Origin of the sequence: Belliella filtrata (assembly GCF_022549775.1) — a bacterium.
Classification (GTDB): domain Bacteria; phylum Bacteroidota; class Bacteroidia; order Cytophagales; family Cyclobacteriaceae; genus Belliella; species Belliella filtrata.
In genome coordinates, this window is the sequence record NZ_JAKZGP010000030.1 from 25613 (window position 1) to 45529 (window position 19917).

The 19917-nt window shown below is 38.8% G+C and carries 13 protein-coding genes and 1 riboswitch; of the genes, 10 read left to right on the top strand and 3 right to left on the bottom strand.

Features of this window, described 5'->3' with window-relative positions; genetic code table 11:
* Nucleotides 1-62 precede the first annotated feature (62 nt).
* Nucleotides 63-971 carry a TIGR01777 family oxidoreductase gene (locus MM239_RS12125; RefSeq protein WP_241348508.1) on the bottom strand — a complete coding sequence of 303 codons (909 nt, stop codon included), beginning with the start codon at nucleotides 969-971 and terminating at the stop codon, nucleotides 63-65.
* Between the two features lie 129 nt (nucleotides 972-1100).
* On the opposite strand from MM239_RS12125, the gene MM239_RS12130 reads away from it, so the two are divergent.
* Nucleotides 1101-2426: a hypothetical protein gene (locus tag MM239_RS12130; protein ID WP_241348509.1), complete on the top strand. Its 1326-nt coding sequence runs from the start codon at nucleotides 1101-1103 to the stop codon at nucleotides 2424-2426.
* Nucleotides 2427-2438: 12 nt separating this feature from the next.
* Nucleotides 2439-2506, top strand: a riboswitch (Fluoride riboswitch).
* Nucleotides 2507-2557: 51 nt separating this feature from the next.
* The gene (locus MM239_RS12135; RefSeq protein WP_241348510.1) at nucleotides 2558-3856 is read left to right on the top strand and encodes a voltage-gated chloride channel family protein; all 1299 of its coding nucleotides are present in this window, start codon (nucleotides 2558-2560) and stop codon (nucleotides 3854-3856) included.
* Between the two features lie 61 nt (nucleotides 3857-3917).
* Here MM239_RS12135 and MM239_RS12140 read toward each other — a convergent pair whose 3' ends face one another.
* On the bottom strand, nucleotides 3918-5084 hold the full coding sequence (locus tag MM239_RS12140) for a hypothetical protein (RefSeq protein WP_241348511.1): 1167 nt from the start codon (nucleotides 5082-5084) through the stop codon (nucleotides 3918-3920).
* Nucleotides 5085-5118: 34 nt separating this feature from the next.
* Here MM239_RS12140 and MM239_RS12145 point away from each other — a divergent pair, with 34 nt between their 5' ends.
* The 8 genes from MM239_RS12145 (at nucleotide 5119) to MM239_RS12180 (ending at nucleotide 19264) form a co-directional block, all read left to right on the top strand.
* On the top strand, nucleotides 5119-5448 hold the full coding sequence (locus tag MM239_RS12145) for a 2Fe-2S iron-sulfur cluster-binding protein (protein WP_241348512.1): 330 nt from the start codon (nucleotides 5119-5121) through the stop codon (nucleotides 5446-5448).
* A 327-nt stretch (nucleotides 5449-5775) separates the two neighbouring features.
* Nucleotides 5776-6360 carry a thymidine kinase gene (locus MM239_RS12150; protein ID WP_241348513.1) on the top strand — a complete coding sequence of 195 codons (585 nt, stop codon included), beginning with the start codon at nucleotides 5776-5778 and terminating at the stop codon, nucleotides 6358-6360.
* A gap of 120 nt (nucleotides 6361-6480) precedes the next feature.
* On the top strand, nucleotides 6481-8610 hold the full coding sequence (gene porZ, locus MM239_RS12155; RefSeq protein ID WP_449495061.1) for a type IX secretion system anionic LPS delivery protein PorZ: 2130 nt from the start codon (nucleotides 6481-6483) through the stop codon (nucleotides 8608-8610).
* Nucleotides 8610-9299 carry a DNA repair protein RecO gene (recO, locus tag MM239_RS12160; protein ID WP_241348515.1) on the top strand — a complete coding sequence of 230 codons (690 nt, stop codon included), beginning with the start codon at nucleotides 8610-8612 and terminating at the stop codon, nucleotides 9297-9299. The genes porZ and recO overlap by 1 nt, the downstream gene beginning before the upstream one ends.
* 190 nt (nucleotides 9300-9489) lie before the next feature.
* A complete protein-coding gene (gene rho, locus MM239_RS12165) occupies nucleotides 9490-11352 on the top strand; it encodes a transcription termination factor Rho (RefSeq protein ID WP_241348516.1) in 1863 nt (620 codons plus the stop codon).
* A 268-nt stretch (nucleotides 11353-11620) separates the two neighbouring features.
* Complete coding sequence (locus MM239_RS12170; protein ID WP_241348517.1) at nucleotides 11621-14506, top strand: T9SS type A sorting domain-containing protein; 2886 nt, start codon at nucleotides 11621-11623, stop codon at nucleotides 14504-14506.
* 647 nt (nucleotides 14507-15153) lie between these two features.
* A complete protein-coding gene (locus MM239_RS12175; RefSeq protein WP_241348518.1) occupies nucleotides 15154-17529 on the top strand; it encodes a glycine-rich domain-containing protein in 2376 nt (791 codons plus the stop codon).
* Nucleotides 17530-17635: 106 nt separating this feature from the next.
* Nucleotides 17636-19264, top strand: coding sequence for an LVIVD repeat-containing protein (locus MM239_RS12180; protein ID WP_241348519.1), 1629 nt, complete (start codon nucleotides 17636-17638; stop codon nucleotides 19262-19264).
* Nucleotides 19265-19394: 130 nt separating this feature from the next.
* Here MM239_RS12180 and MM239_RS12185 read toward each other — a convergent pair whose 3' ends face one another.
* Nucleotides 19395-19892, bottom strand: coding sequence for a DUF4168 domain-containing protein (locus MM239_RS12185; protein ID WP_241348520.1), 498 nt, complete (start codon nucleotides 19890-19892; stop codon nucleotides 19395-19397).
* Nucleotides 19893-19917: the final 25 nt, after the last annotated feature.

Genomic DNA, 19917 nt, shown 5'->3' on the forward strand with positions numbered 1-19917 from the left:
AAATGTAATATGATTTCTCGTTTTTACGCCAGAAGGAGAATTTCATACAGATAATAGATTCCCTAATCACCTCCTCCAGTACTGTAAGTTTTGGCAAGTGCCGAATCAAGATCTGGATACCTGAATTGAAATCCTGCACCTTCGATTTTTTTAGAAGATACATTGTTTCCACCCAATACCATTTGAGCCATTTCACCAAGCATGACTTTCAGTATAAAGCCTGGCACACCAATATTCACAAACGTTTTGTTAACTTTTTTTGCAGCTTCTTGAGTTAGCGTCTGGTTTGTACTAGGTTTTGGACCTACGGCATTGTATATTCCTTCTACTTCTTCATTCTCTACTGCAAAGACGAACATCCTTGCGAGGTCTTCAAGTTGAATCCAGCTCATCCATTGCTTTCCACTTCCAAGCGGAGCTGCTACAGGAGGCTTTAGCATTTCCACTAATGCTCCGCCATTTTTATCTAGTACGATGCCTATTCGTAGCACGACTGTTCTGATCGCTGAGTTTTCTATTTTTTTGCTTTCAGCTTCCCATGAAGTGACGACTTGAGCTAGAAAATCACTGCCTGACGAACTTGACTCATCCATTAATTGATCACCAGTGTCAAATCCATAGTAGCCAATAGCACTTGCTCCAATGTAAGCGCTCGGCTTATCACTGCTTGTTTCGATTGCTTGCCTAATCAGTTGAGTAGAGTGGGTTCTACTTTGTAGAATGTCTTGTTTTCTATCAGCAGTCCATCGCTTGTCTGCCACACCAGTGCCTGCTAGGTGAATGATGGTATCTGCCCATTCTACAGCCTCAGCATCTATCTTCATCTGATCGATGTCCCAAAAAAATGATTTTTGTTTATTTTCTTTTGGTGACCTGCTCAGCCATGCTACCTCATGCCCTTTTTTTTCTAAGTGTAAAGTAATTCGCTGTCCGATTAGACCTGATCCTCCAGTAATCAAAATTTTTTTCATGACGCTTTAGCTTTATGGTTAAAGAGTTTTTGCATGGTATTTGTTTATTCTAACTCATAATTTAGCCATTTTTCCTTTTCTAAGAAACTGGGAATTGGTTTTTTTGCACATATTTTATTTATATTCATAATGAAAAGATTATTACTCAGCAGTTTTTTAATTGTATTTAGCATTCTTCCTGCATTGTCACAAGAACAGCAAGATAGTGTCAAAAATGAAGGTCTTAAAGTAGAGAAGCTCACCTACCAACAGCAGCCTGGGCTTGCTTTAGCTGCTTCTAAGATCTTTTTTTCAGAAAAAAGATATTCTATATCAGGGTTTGGAGAAGCCTCCTTTGTCAATTACGTAGGTCCAAAAAACACCAATGCGGGTGACTTGGAGTTGTACTATACAAATTTATATAGGTTTGCAACATTTTTTGGATATCGCATTACAGATAAGATTATATGGAACTCAGAAGCTCAGATCGAATACCTTCACGATGGCAATAGGGAGGGACATACAGAGTTCTTGTTTGAAGCATTTATAGATTTTCTATGGAAAGATTACCTTAAAGCAAGGGTGGGGTATTTTCCACTTCCAATAGGATATGTAAACAATAACGATGAACCAGTTATGTTCTACTCCGTAAATCGGTCAGAAGTAGAGCGATTGATCACGCCGACTACGTGGATTGAGTTTGGGGCGATGTTTTATGGGAATTTCACAAGTGATTTGAGCTATGCGCTAGGGATATCTCAAGGACTAAATGCCGCAGAGTACCTTAGTGGATCATGGATCAGGCAAGGAAGGGTGATTACTTTTGGGCTGCCTAAGACCCTTTCTTTCACACCTCAGCTTAATTATTCTGGAATCCCGCATACGACATTGAGCCTATCTGGCTTTTTTGGAAACTCAGGACAAGAGCAGACCGTGATAGCTAATGGCCAAGAGCGGACAGTTCAGGCACCAGTACGTATAGGTACTGGCTATGCAAAATATGAGCGTGGCCCTTGGAGGTTTGTTACTGTGGGTACTTTGGGAAGCCTGGGAGGAACAGATGAAATCGCTCAATTGACATTGAATGAAAATGGAACATCTCAAATTCTTGGAGATCAAACCATGGGTTATCTTTTTGAGTTGGGATATGACTTGTTGCCTTTGATTAAGCCTGTGAGAGGCCATAGAGAAGGCTTTTTGTATAATGCAGAGGAATTTAAATTGCCAGTATTTTTGCGCTTTGAGCGCTTGGATACCCACAGGCGTTTTGATGAGAGGTTGTTGCCGATTAGTAACCCTGGTGCTGTGTCCTTCATTCATAATAATTTGAGAATTTGGACTTTGGGTACCAATTTTAACTTGAAAGAAAACTTGGTGCTCAAGGCCAATTACCAATTTAGAAAGAACTTGGCTTCAGGATCTCAAGCTATTCAAGAAGGTGATAGGGTGGAGTTTGGGTTTGGATTTATATTCTAAAGGTTTAAATTTGCATGCTTAGGCGATGGGGTTCCGCCGTATAACCGCCCATTTTTGGTGCTGATGACTCCTACTTCAACTTATTTATCCATCAATTTCAATTTCGATTGAAATAAATTAATTTATCAGTTATGTTGAAGCAGGTAGTTTCCTTTTCCAAAATCAAGGATTTTTCCAAAGAAGAGTTTATTCCAAATCTTTTTTTCACCTTAAAGTGGTTGCTTTTGGCCACCTTGGTAGGATTGCTGGCTGGTTCGGCATCTGCATTCTTTCTTGTAGCTTTGGATTGGATGACAAACTATAGAGAGACTAATGTTTGGATCATTGCCTTATTGCCTCTAGGTGGGCTTTTGATTGGATGGGTGTATCACCAATATGGAGAAAGTGTGGTCAAAGGGAATAATCAGCTACTTGAAGAATTCTATAATCCTCAGAAGACAATTCCTTTACGTATGGCACCATTGGTGCTATTTGGAACCTTGGCTACTCATTTGTTTGGAGGCTCTGCAGGTAGGGAGGGTACTGCCGTACAGATGGGAGGAGCCATAGCTGATCAATTTACAAAGTGGCTCAAATTGACCAAAGATGATCGGAAAATATTGATCACTATTGGTGTGGCTGCGGGCTTTTCATCGGTCTTTGGGACACCTTTAGCAGGAGCTGTTTTTGCACTTGAATGGCTTGTGATTGGGAGGATTAGATACGAATCAATTTTGCCAGCCTTTATCGGTGCTTATGTAGCTGATTATACTTGTTCGGTTTTCTGGGACGTTCACCATACGCATTATGAAATCTCAATAGTACCAGAATTGTCCATGCAGGTTTTGCTATGGATCATCCCTGCAGGGATTTGCTTTGGTCTTGCAGGAAGACTATTTGCCAAAGCAACCCATTTTTGGGCAGCTTTTTTTAAGAAGATCATCAAGTACCCTCCATTAAGACCTGTTTTGGGGGGAGTTATGGTGGCTCTGTTGGTACTCGCCATGGGAACTACAAAGTATATAGGACTCGGGGTACCTACTATTGTGGATGCTTTTTCGGAGGATTTACCTTGGTATGATTTCTTGGCCAAAATCGGAATGACTTCCCTCACTTTGGGAGCTGGATTTAAAGGTGGTGAAGTGACCCCTTTGTTCTTTACTGGAGCCACTTTAGGCAATGCTTTATCATATCTAATCCCTTTGCCTGTTGCCTTATTGGCTGGAATGGGATTTGTTGGGGTGTTCTCTGGAGCGACCAATACCCCTCTTGCGTGTACATTGATGGGAATTGAGCTGTTTGGAGCAGGATCAGGTATTTTTATAGGATTAGCTTGTGTTGTTGCTTACTTGTTCAGTGGGCATGCGGGCATCTACAACTCACAGATCATCGGCTCTCCTAAAAGTGATAGGAATATGAAACATAAAGGAAAAAGCTTAGGAGGAATGTGACAAAATGGTTCAATTTTCTAAGTTCTGATTGCCTGAATGTAATAGATGAAAAAAAGGGGGATTAACCCCTTTGATCAAATTTTCTGAAAATCAACTGAAGAAACTCATCCACAGGCTCTGAATTTTTGTCCCAACTCAATTCACCTACATATCGCTCATTGATTAGTTGTACAGCTTCCATAAAGCTGTCACATTGATCTATAGACTTTAGTGCATGCTTCATCAAGTCTGGATTTCCATCAAAAAGCTCTTTGGTAAACATAAAACGCTGATTGATGCCTACGCTTTCTGACAGCTCATGAATGGTGCCTTTCATGATGCTGTATTGTTCTGATTCAAACCTAGCCCAGGTCTGAAGTGGATCTATCGCCCTGCTAGGATCGACAGATTTGAAAGCCTGTGAATCAATAGCACTCTCGACGAGTGGCTGATCTTCTGCTACGCCTTCGATTTTTTCGGGTTTAGAATTATCCTCTTCGATTCCTTCTTTAGTGACGTCTTCTTCCTTTTCCTCTTTTACTCCTACCGTTTCATTGTGGGATAGCTCATGTTCATCCACCACCTCAGGTTTTTCTATGACCTCTTGCGATTCAGCTTTTGGGTTTACACGCTCAAAAAGGATGTCGAAATCTAAGTAAAGTACCTCTTTTAATACATCCAAAAGATCTTCTGGTTTTTGGAGGCTATGCTTTTGTATTTCAAAATTATTCAACAATACTTTCTTGTAAGCAGCTGTGTCTTGAGACATTCCAGCTCTATCTACAAGGTTACTTACCAAAGTGTCATGCCATTTGAAATATTTCATGTTTTCCTTCAAAAACTGATTTACTTGGTTTCCTTCTAGCTTTTCAAACTCGCTTTTGTAAAATGTAATAGGATCTAATGCCAATACAATCGAAAATGCTACGGCTTCCATAAGTAAAGGCTCAAAATTTTCTCTATCTATTTTGATAGACCGAGACAATACATTCATAAAATCCTGCAAAGCTTGATGCACATGATTGTCTCTGTAGTCAAAATATGGGCTTGACTTAAGCTTTTCCAACTCTATCTGCCAAGTCTCAAATAGGGCTTTTATCACAAAGTAATTGACCTGTTTGCTAGGTGTCAAGCTTAGAATTTCGGATCCAGTCATGTACTTTTTTGAAGAAAAATACTTTTCACTAACTTTCTTCGAAAACTCCATTGCGTAGTTTTCTAAATATTTGCTGTTAATTTTAACATTCATAAGTTGGGAATTTAGAATAGTCGAAGCACAAACCATGCTGAAAATCATTATAGAGAATCTATATCATCGAGAAATAAAAACTCTAGAAAGCGATCGTAAAGTTATAGAATTAATTCATGAAAACTACATCGATTGGATGCATGCTTGTGGGAAAAAAGGCAGATGCACATCATGTAAAATGATCGTTGTCGAGGGAAATGAAAACCTGAGCGAGCCTACTGAGAGAGAGATGTTTTACAGAGAAAATGGCAGGCTAGCTCCTAATGAAAGGTTAACTTGCCAAACGCAACTCAAATCAGGGACACTTAAAATTCGTGTGGCAGAAATCAATAAGTTCCCACATGTGGATTATGGGGAAGGATAGAAGCGAGAGTTTAGAAGCAATAAACAAGAGGCAAGAATCAAGAAACAAGAGTCATGAAAACAAAAAATAAGAATCAAGAGCTTTGAGATAATAATGAACTATTTCCTATTTCAGGCGAGATGGGCTTTCTCTATGCGAAAAATATTGGGTTAAGCTATCTTTGTTGCTTCTTGAATCTCGCGTCTCACCTCTCGTTTATATCTTGTGTCTTGCATCTTTAATCATGATTCTAAAGTTTTGCTTATCAAATGACTTAGCAGAGGTATAGCAATCCAACTCATGAAGGTCAAGAGCAAGTATGACTAATTTTAGTAAATTTGAAAAATAATGTTCATAGAGCCATATATAGGAGCCAAAAGTAAATCTGATAAGAAGGGGCACATCGAAGTGATCTGTGGGTCAATGTTTTCCGGCAAGACAGAGGAGCTTATCCGCAGACTTAATCGTGCCCTGATTGCCAAGCAAAAGGTTGAGATATTCAAACCTTCTGTAGACAAAAGGTATCATGATTTTGATGTCGTTTCGCACAATGAGAATGCGATTCGATCCACCCCAGTTCAATTTGCAGAGGATATATTGTTGTTAGCTGGGAATTGTGATGTAGTTGGAATAGATGAAGTGCAGTTCTTTGACAACAGGATTATTGAAGTAGCTAATATTTTGGCAAATTCTGGCAAGAGAGTTATTCTAGCTGGTCTAGACATGGACTTTGAAGGGAAGGCTTTTGAGCCAATGCCACAGCTACTAGCGATAGCGGAATATGTAACCAAGGTACACGCGATCTGCATGAAGTGTGGTGACTTAGCATCTTATTCTTTTAGGCTTTCTGATGCTAAAGAGAAGGTGGTTCTTGGAGAAAAGGAAAGTTATGAAGCGAGGTGTAGGAAATGCTACTACGAGGATAAAAAATGATTTATTTAGAAATATAAGGTTCTTGCTCAGTACATGAAGTCTCTCTCAGATTTTTCCCGAATATTTAACTCAGCTTCGATAAAGCCGGCTTTTCTAGCCTTGGGTTGCTTTTGGGTTTGTATGTCGGCTTGCTCACAATCACAAATTACCACAGGAAGCTGGAAAATCCATAACTCTTATTTGGATCGCGGAAGACTAACGGGGAGTGATCAGACTATTTTTTACCAAGGTGAATTTGGCTTGTTTTATTTTTCTACATCTGATAGAGAAAGCTACCCACTTACTAAAACTGACGGTTTGTACGGAAATGGGTTTTCAACAAGTGCTTTTGACGAAAGAAACAAAAAATTGGTACTTGCTTATCCTGATGGTACTTTAGATATCATAGGTGAGAGGAGTGTTCGAAGCCTAGGTACTTTGAGAGATAATGCTGAAATTCAGTCCAAAACCATCAACAGCATTAAGGTACTATCGAATGCCACCTACATTGCTGCGGACTTTGGCGTTGCTATTGTCAATACCCAGAACAGTCAATTTGTAGATGCTTTTCAAAATATAGGGCCACTTGGAAGTAGGTTGAAAATTTCTGACATCACTGAAGATGAAGATGCTTTTTATATCGCTAGCGAGATTGGGGTGTTGAAAGGCTTAAAGATGGCTAATCTCAAGGATTTTCGAAACTGGGAATTTCTAGGGCCTACTGAAGGAATTAATGTTCAGCAATTGGAATACTTTGGTCAAGCACTTTTGCTTTTGACTACATCAGGTCAGCTATATACATTGGACGAGCAGGGTCTGCAAGAGTTGTTTTCGCTTGGATCAGTCCAGTTTATCAAAAAGCTGGGTGATTTGCTGTTTTTCAAATATGGAAGAAGTGTGTTTCAAGTCCATCAAAACGGGTCTTTTGAAGAAGTTTTTTCATATGGGGAAGATTTTGAGGATTTTCATCTGGCACATGGAATGTATTATGTTTTCCAACAAGGAAAAGGTTTATTGGATACGAACATGTCAGGATCTTACGCACCCAATGGCCCAAGCACCAAGGCTCAGGCATTTGTCACCTCAAGAGAGAATACCTACGCACTTCCTGTCTATCGTCCAATTCAAGGAGGTTTAAATGCTTCTGAAAGAAGACAATCTAGTCAATTGGAAGCGGGGAGTTGGAGTATGTTTCCGGATTTTGAAGGAGTTATCGCCATCCATAGCCTTTTAGATAAAACTTACATCGCTACCAGAAGCACAGGTGTTTGGTTATTAGAAAATGGCCAAGCAGAAAGGTTAGTTTTTCCTGGGGTCTCAGATGCTACAAATATTAGACTGATGGAAGTTGATCATTTGGGGCAGGTATGGATAGGTCTAGAAGATATTCAGCCAAGACTCATCAAAATCACCACAGATCATCAAGTCACCCCAGTACCCATTTCTAACATGGGTTTCCCGCATAAGATACTGACGGACAGGCTTGGTAACTTGTACATTTTACAATCAAATAATATTGGAGTCACTTCACTTTCTGTATTTAATGAAGCTAGGGGAATAAACAGGATAATTACCTCACAAGTCAATATGGGAGGTTTGCCAAATACAAATCTACAAGATATCGCCCTAGACTCTGAGTTTAGGCTATGGATCGCTAGTAACAATGGACTTGCATATATTCCAAATGTCCATGTTATCCAAAATAATACAGCTATCAACGCCATTCAGCCATTGTTCAACAACTTGCCTTTACTCAATGGAGAATCTGTAACCGCTGTTGTCACCTCTCCTGATAGAAGTTTGTGGATTGGGACTGCATCCAATGGTCTTTTTCATTTCAATGAAATAGGTTCGGAAATGTTAGCTCATTTTACCAGATTCAACAGTCCTTTGCTACAAAATAGGATTAGTAACCTAAGCTACCAAAGAGAAGCTGGGGAGTTATTCATTGTCAATCCAAACGGTGCGCTTAGCTACAAGACTGGTATTATTGACCCTAGGGTAGAGCTGGAGACACTTAAAGTATATCCAAATCCAGTGTATCCTGATTTTAATGGATTTCTCACAGCCGAAGGATTAACTGACTCTACTGAAATTCGAATCACAACCACTTCTGGTAGGGTAGTTTATGGTCAGCAAGTCACGGGAGGGAGTTTTATTTGGAATATTCGGGATGCCTCAGGCAAAAGGCCTATCTCTGGTGTATATTTGATCTTCGCTTTAGATGAAAATGGGGTAGAGCGAGCCATGGGAAAAGTTGTGATATTGTAATGCTAAAAAAGACCAGAGGTATAGTAATCTCTTACATCCGCTATAAGGAGACATCTATCATTGTGAAAATTTTCACAAGAGAGATAGGTCTTAAATCTTACATTGTCAATGGGGTTAGAAGTGCCAAGTCAAAAAATAAAATGGCCCTTTATCAACCGCTTACTTTATTAGATTTGGTGCTTTATGACAAAGAGTCTAGTAGCCTCAATAGGATTTCTGAAGCAAAATTGTCTTTTCCATATAGAACTATCCCTTTTGATTTCATGAAATCTGGAATTGCAATGTTCGTGGCTGAGGCTATCAATAAATCCATTTATGAGAATTATCACAATGAGATGTTATTTGATTTTCTCGAGTCTGCATTGGTTCATTTAGACGAGGAATCAGTGAAGCTAAGTAATTTTCCGATTTGTTTTTTATTAGAGATGTCCAAATATCTGGGGTTTGCACCTGAAGATGGGAAAGCATTTTTTGAAGAATTGACCCATGAGATCAAAAGCCCTCAAACACTTTTGGCTGAAATGGACGCATTAGGCTTAATGTTGCAAGATCCTTTTGATGTGCAATTGCAGATCCCTTCGACAGTTAGAAAAGCTTTGTTAGATCATTTACTGGTGTTTTACTCATTGCATTTGGAAGATCATAGCCCTTGGAATTCGGTAAAAGTTCTGAGACAAATGATTTTATAATAGATCATTAGGATAAAAATTTGCTAATTCAGATTGTAAGCTGTAATATTGTGCTGTCACAGTATTTCAAAATCCTCTCCCCGTGGATTTTATACTATCCTGAATATATTTTTAATTCAGTGCAGTAATACTCAATACAAGTAAATCAATTACACATCTTAGAAAAAATTATTAATTTCATAAGCTTTTTATGTATAACATAGAAGAATTAAGAGTCAGGCTTCTTTCTGAATTGAAAGAAATCGCAGAGGAGTTGGGAGTCAAAAACTTCAAAACACTTAAAAAAGACGATCTAGTCTACGCTATTCTAGATCAGCAAGCGATCACCCCAGAAAAAGCACTTCCAAAGAAGAAGCCAGCAACAGCTGAAATAGAACAAGCAAAATCTGAAGAGAAATCATCCCCTGCCTCAAGCGCTCCGAAGGAAGAAGAGCCTGCGAAGCCAAAGTTCAAAAGACAAAACGTTACTGAAGTAACTGAGGAAAGTAAGCCAGCAAAGGAAGAAAAGGAAAAGGCAAAGAAATCTTCTGAGGTAAAAGTAGAAGCTAAGCCTGAGAAGAAAGCTGAAACCAAGCCTGACCCGAAAGCTGAGGTAAAGCCAGAGCCTAAAGCAGAGAGTAGGAGTGATAAAGCTAAATCAGCTCCAGCGCAAGAGAAAAGACAAGTAGAGCAGGCTAAAAAGGAAGAGAAAACTTCATCAAAGCCTGATGCTAATCAAGATAAGAAGCAAGGAGATTCCTCAGATTCAGAAAAGCCGAAATTTATCCGTCCTAGAAGACGTGTCGTAGAAGAATCTGAAATCGAAAAGCCGAAAGCAGCTCAAGAAGCTGAAGTAGAGCTTCCAAAGAGAAAGAATATCAGAGACGCTGAAGAGGCCCACATTCCTGCCGCTGAGGTAGTTTCTGGAAAAAGAAAACCTTATGTAAGTCCGAAAGAATTTGAAGGCATCATAGAAAATGAAGGTGTGCTAGAGATCATGACAGAAGGATATGGTTTCCTAAGGTCTTTAGATTACAATTACCTAGCTTCTCCAGATGATATTTATGTTTCGCCTTCTCAAATCAAACTTTTTGGTCTGAAAACTGGAGATCATATCAAAGGTTCCATTAGACCTCCAAAAGAAGGAGAAAAATATTTTGCACTACTCAAAGTGATCACTGTCAATGGAAAAACCAGCGAAGAGATCAGAGACAGGGTTCCTTTTGAATATTTGACGCCACTTTTTCCCGAAGAGCGTCTGAACCTTACCACCAAGTCTGACAATTACTCCACAAGAATTTTGGACCTATTTGCACCTATCGGTAAAGGTCAAAGGGGGATGATTGTGGCACAGCCAAAAACAGGAAAGACTGTCCTTTTACAGCAGATAGCAAATGCTATTTCAGAAAACCATCCAGAAGTTCACTTGATGATCTTATTGATCGATGAGCGACCAGAAGAGGTGACTGATATGGCAAGGTCTGTAAAAGCAGAGGTGATCTCGTCTACTTTTGACGAGCAAGCTGATCGCCATGTGAAAGTTGCTTCAATCGTATTGGAAAAAGCCAAAAGAATGGTTGAATGTGGTCACGATGTAGTTATCTTACTAGATTCGATCACTAGACTTGCAAGAGCTTACAATACTGTTGTGCCATCTTCAGGAAAAATACTTTCTGGTGGTGTAGATGCCAATGCATTGCACAAGCCTAAGAGGTTCTTTGGAGCAGCTAGAAATGTTGAAAATGGAGGGTCACTTACTATCATTGCGACAGCACTTGTAGAGACAGGTTCAAAAATGGACGAAGTAATCTTTGAGGAATTCAAAGGTACTGGTAACATGGAGCTTGCACTTGATAGGAAACTTTCTAATAGAAGAATCTACCCAGCTATCGATGTGCCTGGGTCAGGTACTCGTAGAGAGGATCTATTGATGGACAAAGAAGAAATGCAACGCGTATGGATACTGCGTAAGCTGATGTCTGATATGAATTCTCAAGAGGCTATGGAGTTCTTACTTCAAAGAATGAGAGGGACTAGAGACAATGTAGAATTCTTGATCAGTATGAATGGTTAAGATTGTCAAAAATCACTAAAACATTACAAAAAGAGGCTGTTAAAAGACAGTCTCTTTTTTTTGTAAATCATACCACTACTTTTTACTGATTAATTAGTTAATCGGAAGTTGTCAGATAAATGGACTTCAAATATTGAAATTCGCTTTGTGAACTAAGCTATTGTTTTATTTTTCATTCAATCAGATATTTGTTTTAAGCAATATGAAAAGAGTTGAAAATCACCAAGTTTTCGCTTTTCAAAAATATTCCTGGCTTTCGTGAAGCACTATGAATAAAGCAGATATTTTCTATAATTCTGGAGACAAAATCTTTGGCAGAGATTACTATGTGATCTTGTTTTTTTTGTTGCTGCTTATGACTTTTTCAAGTTATTTCCAAGCCCATGCCGAAGGATCAGGAGATTGGGGGACTGCTACAGATAGGCAAAGCATGTTGTGGGTGCCAGCATCAGGCACTGGTGTTTCAAGCTATAGGGTGAGAGGCTGTATGTTTACACCGTCTACGGCAAATAGCTATAATCCAGAACATAGGTTATATGTCTATGTTAAAAGTGGAGAGACAGTTTTTTATGGTTTTCATAGAGGAAACAGTACTAATTCCAATACTACAGTTTCATGGTTTTATGACCCTTCCGATACAGGACTTTATCCTTTAGGTACTGGGTCAAATAGAGCTCAAATAAATTCGAATACTTATAACTTAAGTGGTTCAGAAGAAATTGGTAGGCCTGCTACAGCCAATAGTGCGCATGAGGGGCCCTATCAAGTGACTGGTCATGGTTACAATGCACATAGCTTTACGAACAATACTGGAGCTGACCGGGCATTTTGGGTTGAATTATCAACTTATGGTTTTAATATTGATTTTTGGGACATTACAGTGGCTTCTGGAAGTTCAGGGAATTATTTAGAGCATAAAGGAAGAGTTTATTGTAAATTTTGGAGTGTTGCAAACTCTAGGAGTAGTTCTACTTCCACTGGCTTAACAATTTTAAATAAAGGTCAAGCTGATGCATTTTCATTTCATGAAGATTTTGGTTTTTATGTGCCTATAGACAATACTTATACCAATGATTCTGATGATTATTTTGTAAAGAGGATTAAGTTTCCTGGTTCATCTGGAGGCTGGACTAATTTTTTTGCTAATCAAGATGGGCCTAGAAATAACTTAAGTTATGAGGAAAACCGAAGATCGATAGATAATACATCAAGCAATACCCAATATCCCCTTTTTATCAATGATCCAGATCCTAGTATTTGGAAAACTACTACTCCGCCTGATGCAGAACTGTCTGTCAACTATAGAGAGAAGACAGCACCAGAAACTGGTGGAGAGGCTAATGTAAACTTAGAGATAAGTTTGCCTGCCATTGTAGATATTTTGATAGATATCAATGGTAATGGGGAGTTTGATAGTGGTACGGATGTTATTTTATCACAAATATTTGAGGAGCCAGGTGCCTACTCTATATATTGGGATGGTAAAGATGCAAACGGTGTAGAATTACCTAGTGGAGGAGAGTTGAGTTTTGTTGCATCAGTTTCTTTCTTTCCAGTACATTTTCCAATTTATGATTTAGAGCAATGTTTGGGTATTGAAGTTTTAAACATTAGACCTGGTGTTGAGAATGAAAAAGATTATATTTTTTGGGATGATTCCTTGATAGAAAGAGATGGCTTAACACCTCCTGATAGCCCTCAATCAATAGAAGTTAATGTTACTGGTGTGTTGAGCCCTGATCACATTTGGTGGGCTACGGGTGATGATGGTTTCTCAAATAATATCACGATAAACACATGGACTGCATCGTTTTTCAGGATAGAAGAGAGGACTAGTGGGTTTAGTTATTTGTCTGTATCGGGAAATGTATTCGAAGATCTCAATGCTCTCGAAGATGATACAGTTAATGGTAATGGTGTAAACATAGATGGTTTTTATGCAGTTCTTTTAGATGATCTCAATAATGTAGTCAGTTTTGCGACAATTCAGCCTGATGGATCTTTCATGATCAATGAAGTTCCCAACGGTACGTTTAGCTTAATGATTACAACGAGCCTTCCTACCATTGGTCAGCTAGCTCCAGATTTAATTTTGCCAAATTACTATGAGTCAACAGGTGAGTTTTTGGGAGAAGGAGAAGGAAGTGATGGAGTAGTTGACAGTAGGATTCAAAATATCCAAGTTAATAATTCATCTATTGAACATGCTAATTTTGGAATTCGACCAATCCAATATGATCTAATAGCAAGGAAAACTACCAATGCCATAAAACCTGACGTAGGCCATGAAATAGATTTTATCATTACTGTGGAAAACAGGGGTTACAGCGGAGCTACTGGAGTTATTTTAGAGGAAGACTTGCCTGATGGTTATCAGTATGTTAGCCATGTGGTAAGTAAAGGCACTTTTGATCATAGTTCATCACCACTCATTTGGGATATTGGGGACTTGGAGCCTTGGGAAGAGGTTGAACTAACACTCCGTGTCCTGATTTTGAATGTAGATGCAAATACAAATTTAGATGAGTACAGGAACGTAGTTGAAGTAAGGAGTACTTCAGGCATCCCAGAAACTGACCATACCAATAATACAGCGGATGCCAGCACGGAGCCAATCTCCAAACTACCCGTAGAATGGCTAAGTTTTAATGGTAGGCTTGATGAGAGTAAAATTTCGCTTCGGTGGGCCACGGCCAAGGAGTGGGAAAGTAGCCACTTTAATGTTCAGCGATCCAAGGGGGTTGAAAACTGGAATAATATTGGTGTCCTAGAAGCACATGGTTTTACGGATTTGGTAAGTAACTATGCTTTTGTAGATAATCGTCCATTGATCGGTGCTAACTATTACAGGCTTGAGCAAGTTGATCTTGACGGTACTGCCAACTACTCAAAGGTGATTCGTGTTGATTTTGATCCTAATTTTGCCTTGAGGGTATTTCCTAACCCATTTGCTGATGATATTTTTATTCAAACCAAAGATTTGGGAAATATCTCCTTGACGTTGTTGGATTATTTTGGTAAGACCATTTTTTACAAAGAAGGTGATACAGCCTATCAAGAGTTTCATTTCGTTACCAAGAACCTCCACCCAGGTCTCTACTACCTAAGGCTCCAAAGAGGTGAAGAAAGCCATGTTTACAAGCTGAAAAAGTAACTCTTCGAGGGAAAGGAATATAACCGCAAAGAGTTTAAAGTTTTCCGCAGAGGTCCGCAAAGGATTTTTTGCTTACTCCTTTTATTCTCTTAGTGTTCTTGGCGACACCTTTGCGTCCTTTGCGGTTAAAAAAGTGAAGCCGCGAAGAGTTTAAAGTTTTTCGCAGAGTTTTTATTTACTGGCTTCTTCTTTATACATATTTGACTTTAGCATTCTTCAAGGTTAAAAAATTATTAAGGCCTCATCCAATATCACGACCCTATTCGTACTTTGTTTTTGAAATTTTGGAGAACAAATTTAATCAAGGACTTTATATCAGAGATTTGTATTTTGATTATGCATCAATTTGACAATAAGGTTATTGAAAGTATTTGTTTGGCTAAATAGTTTCATAAGGCTCTACAAATTTGGTTGTTGACCTAGACAAAGAAATATCTATTATTTATCAGTATAGTTAATGTATATACATTGATTTATAAATACAATAATATGTATTTTAAAATATTTTTATTGCAATATAAATTTATTTCGCCTTATCTTTGCATTGTCAAGATCAGTGAGTTAAGGCAGGTTTGGGTTAATAATTTATCTATCCTTTTTCCACTTAGTACGACATCCCTTTAATTGTCCCCTTTGCCTTAAATAATATGAGAATAAACTTTTACTTTAGCTTACTATTGACCTTTCCCCTCTTTTTCTCTATCCTTTCTAGTGAGGTGTTGGGACAGACATTTACCAGTAACCAAAATGGTAATTGGAGTACTGCCGGAATTTGGACCAGGACAAATCCGAATTCTTGTGGTACTCAAAGAAATGCCCCTCCTTCAACAAGTGATTATGCCGCGGCATGTCGAGTAGATGTAAATATCAACCATGAAGTTTTTTTTGATCAAGCTAACGCTTCATTTGGAGGTGGATACTTTGGTGCTTTAAATGTAAATGGTGTAAATGGTAAATTAAGATTTCAAGGAAATGTAAGTTTTAACACAAGCGGGTCAAGTTTACCAGCTCCTAATAACATTGTCTTTAAAGTCAACAATGGTGGTGAAATAGATATTTCTAACGGGACCTTAGCCATTAATAGAGGTGGTGTTATTAACATAACAGGTAATAGTACTGTGATAGTAAGAGATCTAATTCTTGAATCGAATAATGCTCAGATCAATGTAGAAGAAGGTTCGAAACTAATTGTTCTCAATACAACAACAATCAATTCAAATACAACATTAAATGTGAATGGTGAATTCTTAACCAGAGACTTGACTTTCAACTCAGGAGGAAGTTTAAATGCGATAAATATTTCCCTTGTAAGAGTTAGCAATAATGTAAATCTAAATAATGGTTCATTTAATGCATCGGGTAATACTGATATTAGAGTTGGGAATAATTTTTCACAAAGTGGTGGAGGTTCATATAATGGTTCTGGAAATTCTTACATTCAAGTCAATGGAAATCACATCGTTTCAAGTAATAATCCTGTCAACCTTGCTAATACATCAAAATTTTATGTTGTTGGTGAAAGGACTGGAAGTATGCAAGGTAATATAGGTCCTCAAGCTTGCTATCGAACAAAATCGATAAACCCTTCTGGATGTAGTCAAAACTGCACAGTAACTCAATCTATAAATAGTGGTGAAGCAGTAATCATTACATATTATTGCGATGGTACTTGGACACCACCTCAGGGCTTAACTGAATACCAAGTATTAGTAGTAGGTGGTGGTGGAGCGGGTGGAAGAACTAATTCAGGAAATTCAAATAAAGCTGGTGGAGGAGGAGGAGGTGGTGCAGTGGTTTTTCAAACAGTTAGCATACCATCTGGTATTCCAGCAGGACAATTATACAATATCACTATAGGTACAGGCGGGGATGGCGCATCTACCGTGCCTGCTCAAAGAAACGGTCAACAATCTACGTTTAATAATGGAAGTAACTTTATAGCTGGTGGCGGTGGCGGTGGCGGCATGTCAAATGTTCAAAATGGTTTGTCTGGAACGAATAATTCATCAGGTGGTGGGGCTGGTGCACAAGGCAATGGTCAAAGTGGAAATGGCGCAACAGGAAATGGAAGTGGATATCCAGGAGGCAATTCTTCAAGTAGTGGAATCTCTGACAACCAATATGGAGGAGGTGGAGGTGGTGCTAATGCATCAAGCTTAAATGGAAATGATTCAAGGAATGGGGGCAGTGGAATTATGAGTTTAATATCTGGGATTGAAAAATATTATGCAGCCGGTGGTGGAGGTGGAGCAGGAGGAAATAACAATAGTGGTAATGGTGGAATGGGTGGTGGAGGTAATGGAGGGAGTGCAAATAATACTGCTCAAAATGGTGCTGCAAATTCAGGCAGTGGAGGAGGTGGAGCTGGTGGGAATAATCGACCTGGAGGTAATGGTGGGTCTGGTATTGTAATAATTAGATATGAATCCTTTCGTATCCTCCCCGTAGAATTCCTCGACATCAAAGCCTCCTATATCCAAGAAGATAGATCTGCTATTCTCTCTTGGGCTACTGCAAAGGAATGGGAAAACTCACATTTTGAAGTGGAAAGATCCGTGAATAACGTGGCAAATTTTGAGAAGGTTAGTGAGGTAGAAGGTGCGGGGTATGCTGATGATAGGTCTGATTACAAATATGTAGATAAGGACTTGCCTCTTGTAGGTGCTACCATCTACTATAGGTTGAAGCAAGTGGATTTCTCTGGTAGCTATTCCTATAGTAAAACTGTGGCTGTAAGCGTAACTGATGTTGGCGCTGCCAAAGGTGTATGGAGAGCTTATCCAAATCCTACAGCTGGAGAATCTTTGAAAGTCTCCCTGATCAATGGACACCAATATCATGATGAGCCGCTTTCATTCAGGCTTGTACACCCAACTTATATGTCTCCATCTTTTTCTGCCAAATCGGAACAGGAAATGAATGATCAGCTAGCAATGATACTACCTCAAGTGCCAAAAGGTGTCTTCGTGGTAGAGGTTCTTTGGGGGCAAAATGTGGAGCACTTAAAGGTTTTAAAGAAATAATTAAAGAATATGGTTTTTAGTGAAGAAATTTTATTTTAATTTGTTTTATAAAACATACAAATTATTTCGAATTACAATTTTACATTAATAAAAAACAAAATTTTCCATGAGAAAAATTTGCAGTCTCATTTTACTTCTTGTCGTAGCATTTGCATGCGATAATAGTCGCGAAAATCCTATTGATAGGAATAATATCATTTTAAGCACTGACAGTGATCAGCTTTCTGCTAGAATCAACAGGAGCAATGCTGGTGTAGTCCAAATCGTCAATCCTGCCTTTGCTAGTGGTAGAGTTTCTGAGGATGAAATTCCTTCAGGAAAAATTCCAATGGCACTTGTAGCACAAGCTGATGCGCCAAGCTACAGTGGTAAGTCACTTCGAGCAACCCATGTCGATATCAATGGGGATTATGCATATGTCAGTTACAATAAAGAAGGTGCTGATTTTCTTGGTGCTATCGAAATCTATGATATTTCTGAGCCTACTAAGCCAAGAATCACTGCGCAAGCTATTTTCACCACTGCTGATATCAATGCTATCAAGTATCATCAAGGGAGGTTACATATTGCGGCTGCATACGATGTAGACGCTGAACCTACTATCGAAACTGCCGCACAATACCTAACGGTGTCAGTGGCTAATGGTGGTTTTACCTCTGAATTTGTTCGTGCAAATATTGCTGGATCGGCTAGTATTGGAGTGACCATTGCTGGCGAACGTGCTGCTGTTGCTTCTGGAAGTGACGGTGTTCTTGCTTTATTTGATTCAAATCAGGAAACAATCATCACCACTCCTGTACAGGACCTCAGAGATGTAGCTTATGGTAGCAATACCATTGCTACCTTGAGTGGAACAGAAGGAATTTCACTATGGAGCCCTTCAAACCTAAGTGCTTTAAGTAAGATCGCCTTAGATCAAGATACGCCTGAAGCGAAGCGTACACTTGATATGGCTGAAGGTTTGCTATTTGCATCAGAAGGAGCAAATGGTGCTGGTGTCTATGCCCTTCCTGCTGGAAGCCTTGTGAAGAGAATTCCTATCGTTCTAAACCCTGAAGGTGTTGATACAGAAGATATCGTTACCAATGCAGTATCATTTGATGAAGGTTTGTTGTTAATGGCTAATGGTGGAGCTGGAGTATCTGTAGTTGAAGTGCTAGACAATCAAACCTTGGAGACTTTAGGTTTTATAGGTCTTGAAGGTTCTTCTAATTTTGTTAAAATCAAAGGAAAACATCTTTTTGTAGCTTCAGGAACAGGGGGATTACAGATTTTAGAGTTGATTAGAAAGGAAGATATTCCTGCGCCTGTAGTGCCAGCTATCAACTGTGAAAACACATCTCCTTACACTGGTAGCTCTAACTTGAATGTAAACTCGAATGATAACATGAGATTTACAGGTTCTGCTGCTTTGTCGAATGTAAACGTAAATGGAACACTTACTTTCTGTGGTTCGGTAGCTATTTGGGATCAACTAAATATCAATAGCCGTGGCTTATTTGAGATGTCAGGTAGTTTTGCACATGGTAGAAATATCAATTCGAGAATGCACCTGAATGGCCATTTGAAAATCAACGGTTCTGTAGTGATCTATGGTGACTTGGTTATGAATTCAAATTCCAAGCTTGAGTTTGTTGGGGAAAATAATAGCATCACAGTGTATGGTAATGTAACCAAGAACAATGGCGCTACAGTAACTGGAAACTTCAATGATACCGAAGGGAAATTGAAGTAATTACTTAAGTTTTTTTAATTTTCAGTGATTGGAATTGACTTATTTTTCAATTTGAATCGAGTACAAAAAAAGGTCAAACCGCATTGGTTTGACCTTTTTTTGATATTAAGATTTTGAAATAATCAATAAATTAATCGTTCTCTTTATCCATTAATTCATCTACTTTCTCCTTTACCTTCGGACTCTGAGTGTATGCCATATACATTTGTTGGAACTCTGTTTCTGATAGTTTACTATCGTTAATTACTTTTTGAATTCCTGACTGTAATTCTTCTTGCATGCCCATCACTTTCTGGCCAGCTTCGTTGAACTGTGCCATTTCCTCAGGGCCTTCTGCTACTTCAGTCAAAGATCCTGACTGCTGTGCTTGTGCTAAAGCTTGAAACCTTTCTACAGTAAGACCACTATCTTCTATAGCATCTACCATTTTTTCTTGAGACTTCTCTTGAAGTGGCATCAACTCTTTGTTGATTTTCACAAATTCCTTCAACTCATCATCTTTGAAATCTTCTTTAACTTCCATTTGTTGAGCTGGTGGCATTTGTTGCGCCATTAACCCAAAGCTGAATAATGTAAATATAGATAGCAAGGTGAATAGTTTCGAACACATGTTTTTTGTGCAATTCATATTGGTTAGATTTAGTTTAAGATAT

Bases quoted from the DNA above. Each gene is read 5' to 3' on its own strand.
- MM239_RS12150 (WP_241348513.1), top strand. From the start codon at position 5,776: ATGTTCATAGAGCCATATATAGGAGCCAAAAGTAAATCTGATAAGAAG.
- MM239_RS12125 (WP_241348508.1), bottom strand. From the start codon at position 971: ATGAAAAAAATTTTGATTACTGGAGGATCAGGTCTAATCGGACAGCGA.
- MM239_RS12135 (WP_241348510.1), top strand. From the start codon at position 2,558: ATGTTGAAGCAGGTAGTTTCCTTTTCCAAAATCAAGGATTTTTCCAAA.
- MM239_RS12140 (WP_241348511.1), bottom strand. From the start codon at position 5,084: ATGAATGTTAAAATTAACAGCAAATATTTAGAAAACTACGCAATGGAG.
- MM239_RS12180 (WP_241348519.1), top strand. From the start codon at position 17,636: ATGAGAAAAATTTGCAGTCTCATTTTACTTCTTGTCGTAGCATTTGCA.
- MM239_RS12170 (WP_241348517.1), top strand. From the start codon at position 11,621: ATGAATAAAGCAGATATTTTCTATAATTCTGGAGACAAAATCTTTGGC.
- MM239_RS12175 (WP_241348518.1), top strand. From the start codon at position 15,154: ATGAGAATAAACTTTTACTTTAGCTTACTATTGACCTTTCCCCTCTTT.
- MM239_RS12185 (WP_241348520.1), bottom strand. From the start codon at position 19,892: ATGAATTGCACAAAAAACATGTGTTCGAAACTATTCACCTTGCTATCT.
- recO (WP_241348515.1), top strand. From the start codon at position 8,610: ATGCTAAAAAAGACCAGAGGTATAGTAATCTCTTACATCCGCTATAAG.
- MM239_RS12130 (WP_241348509.1), top strand. From the start codon at position 1,101: ATGAAAAGATTATTACTCAGCAGTTTTTTAATTGTATTTAGCATTCTT.
- porZ (WP_449495061.1), top strand. From the start codon at position 6,481: ATGTCGGCTTGCTCACAATCACAAATTACCACAGGAAGCTGGAAAATC.
- MM239_RS12145 (WP_241348512.1), top strand. From the start codon at position 5,119: ATGCTGAAAATCATTATAGAGAATCTATATCATCGAGAAATAAAAACT.
- rho (WP_241348516.1), top strand. From the start codon at position 9,490: ATGTATAACATAGAAGAATTAAGAGTCAGGCTTCTTTCTGAATTGAAA.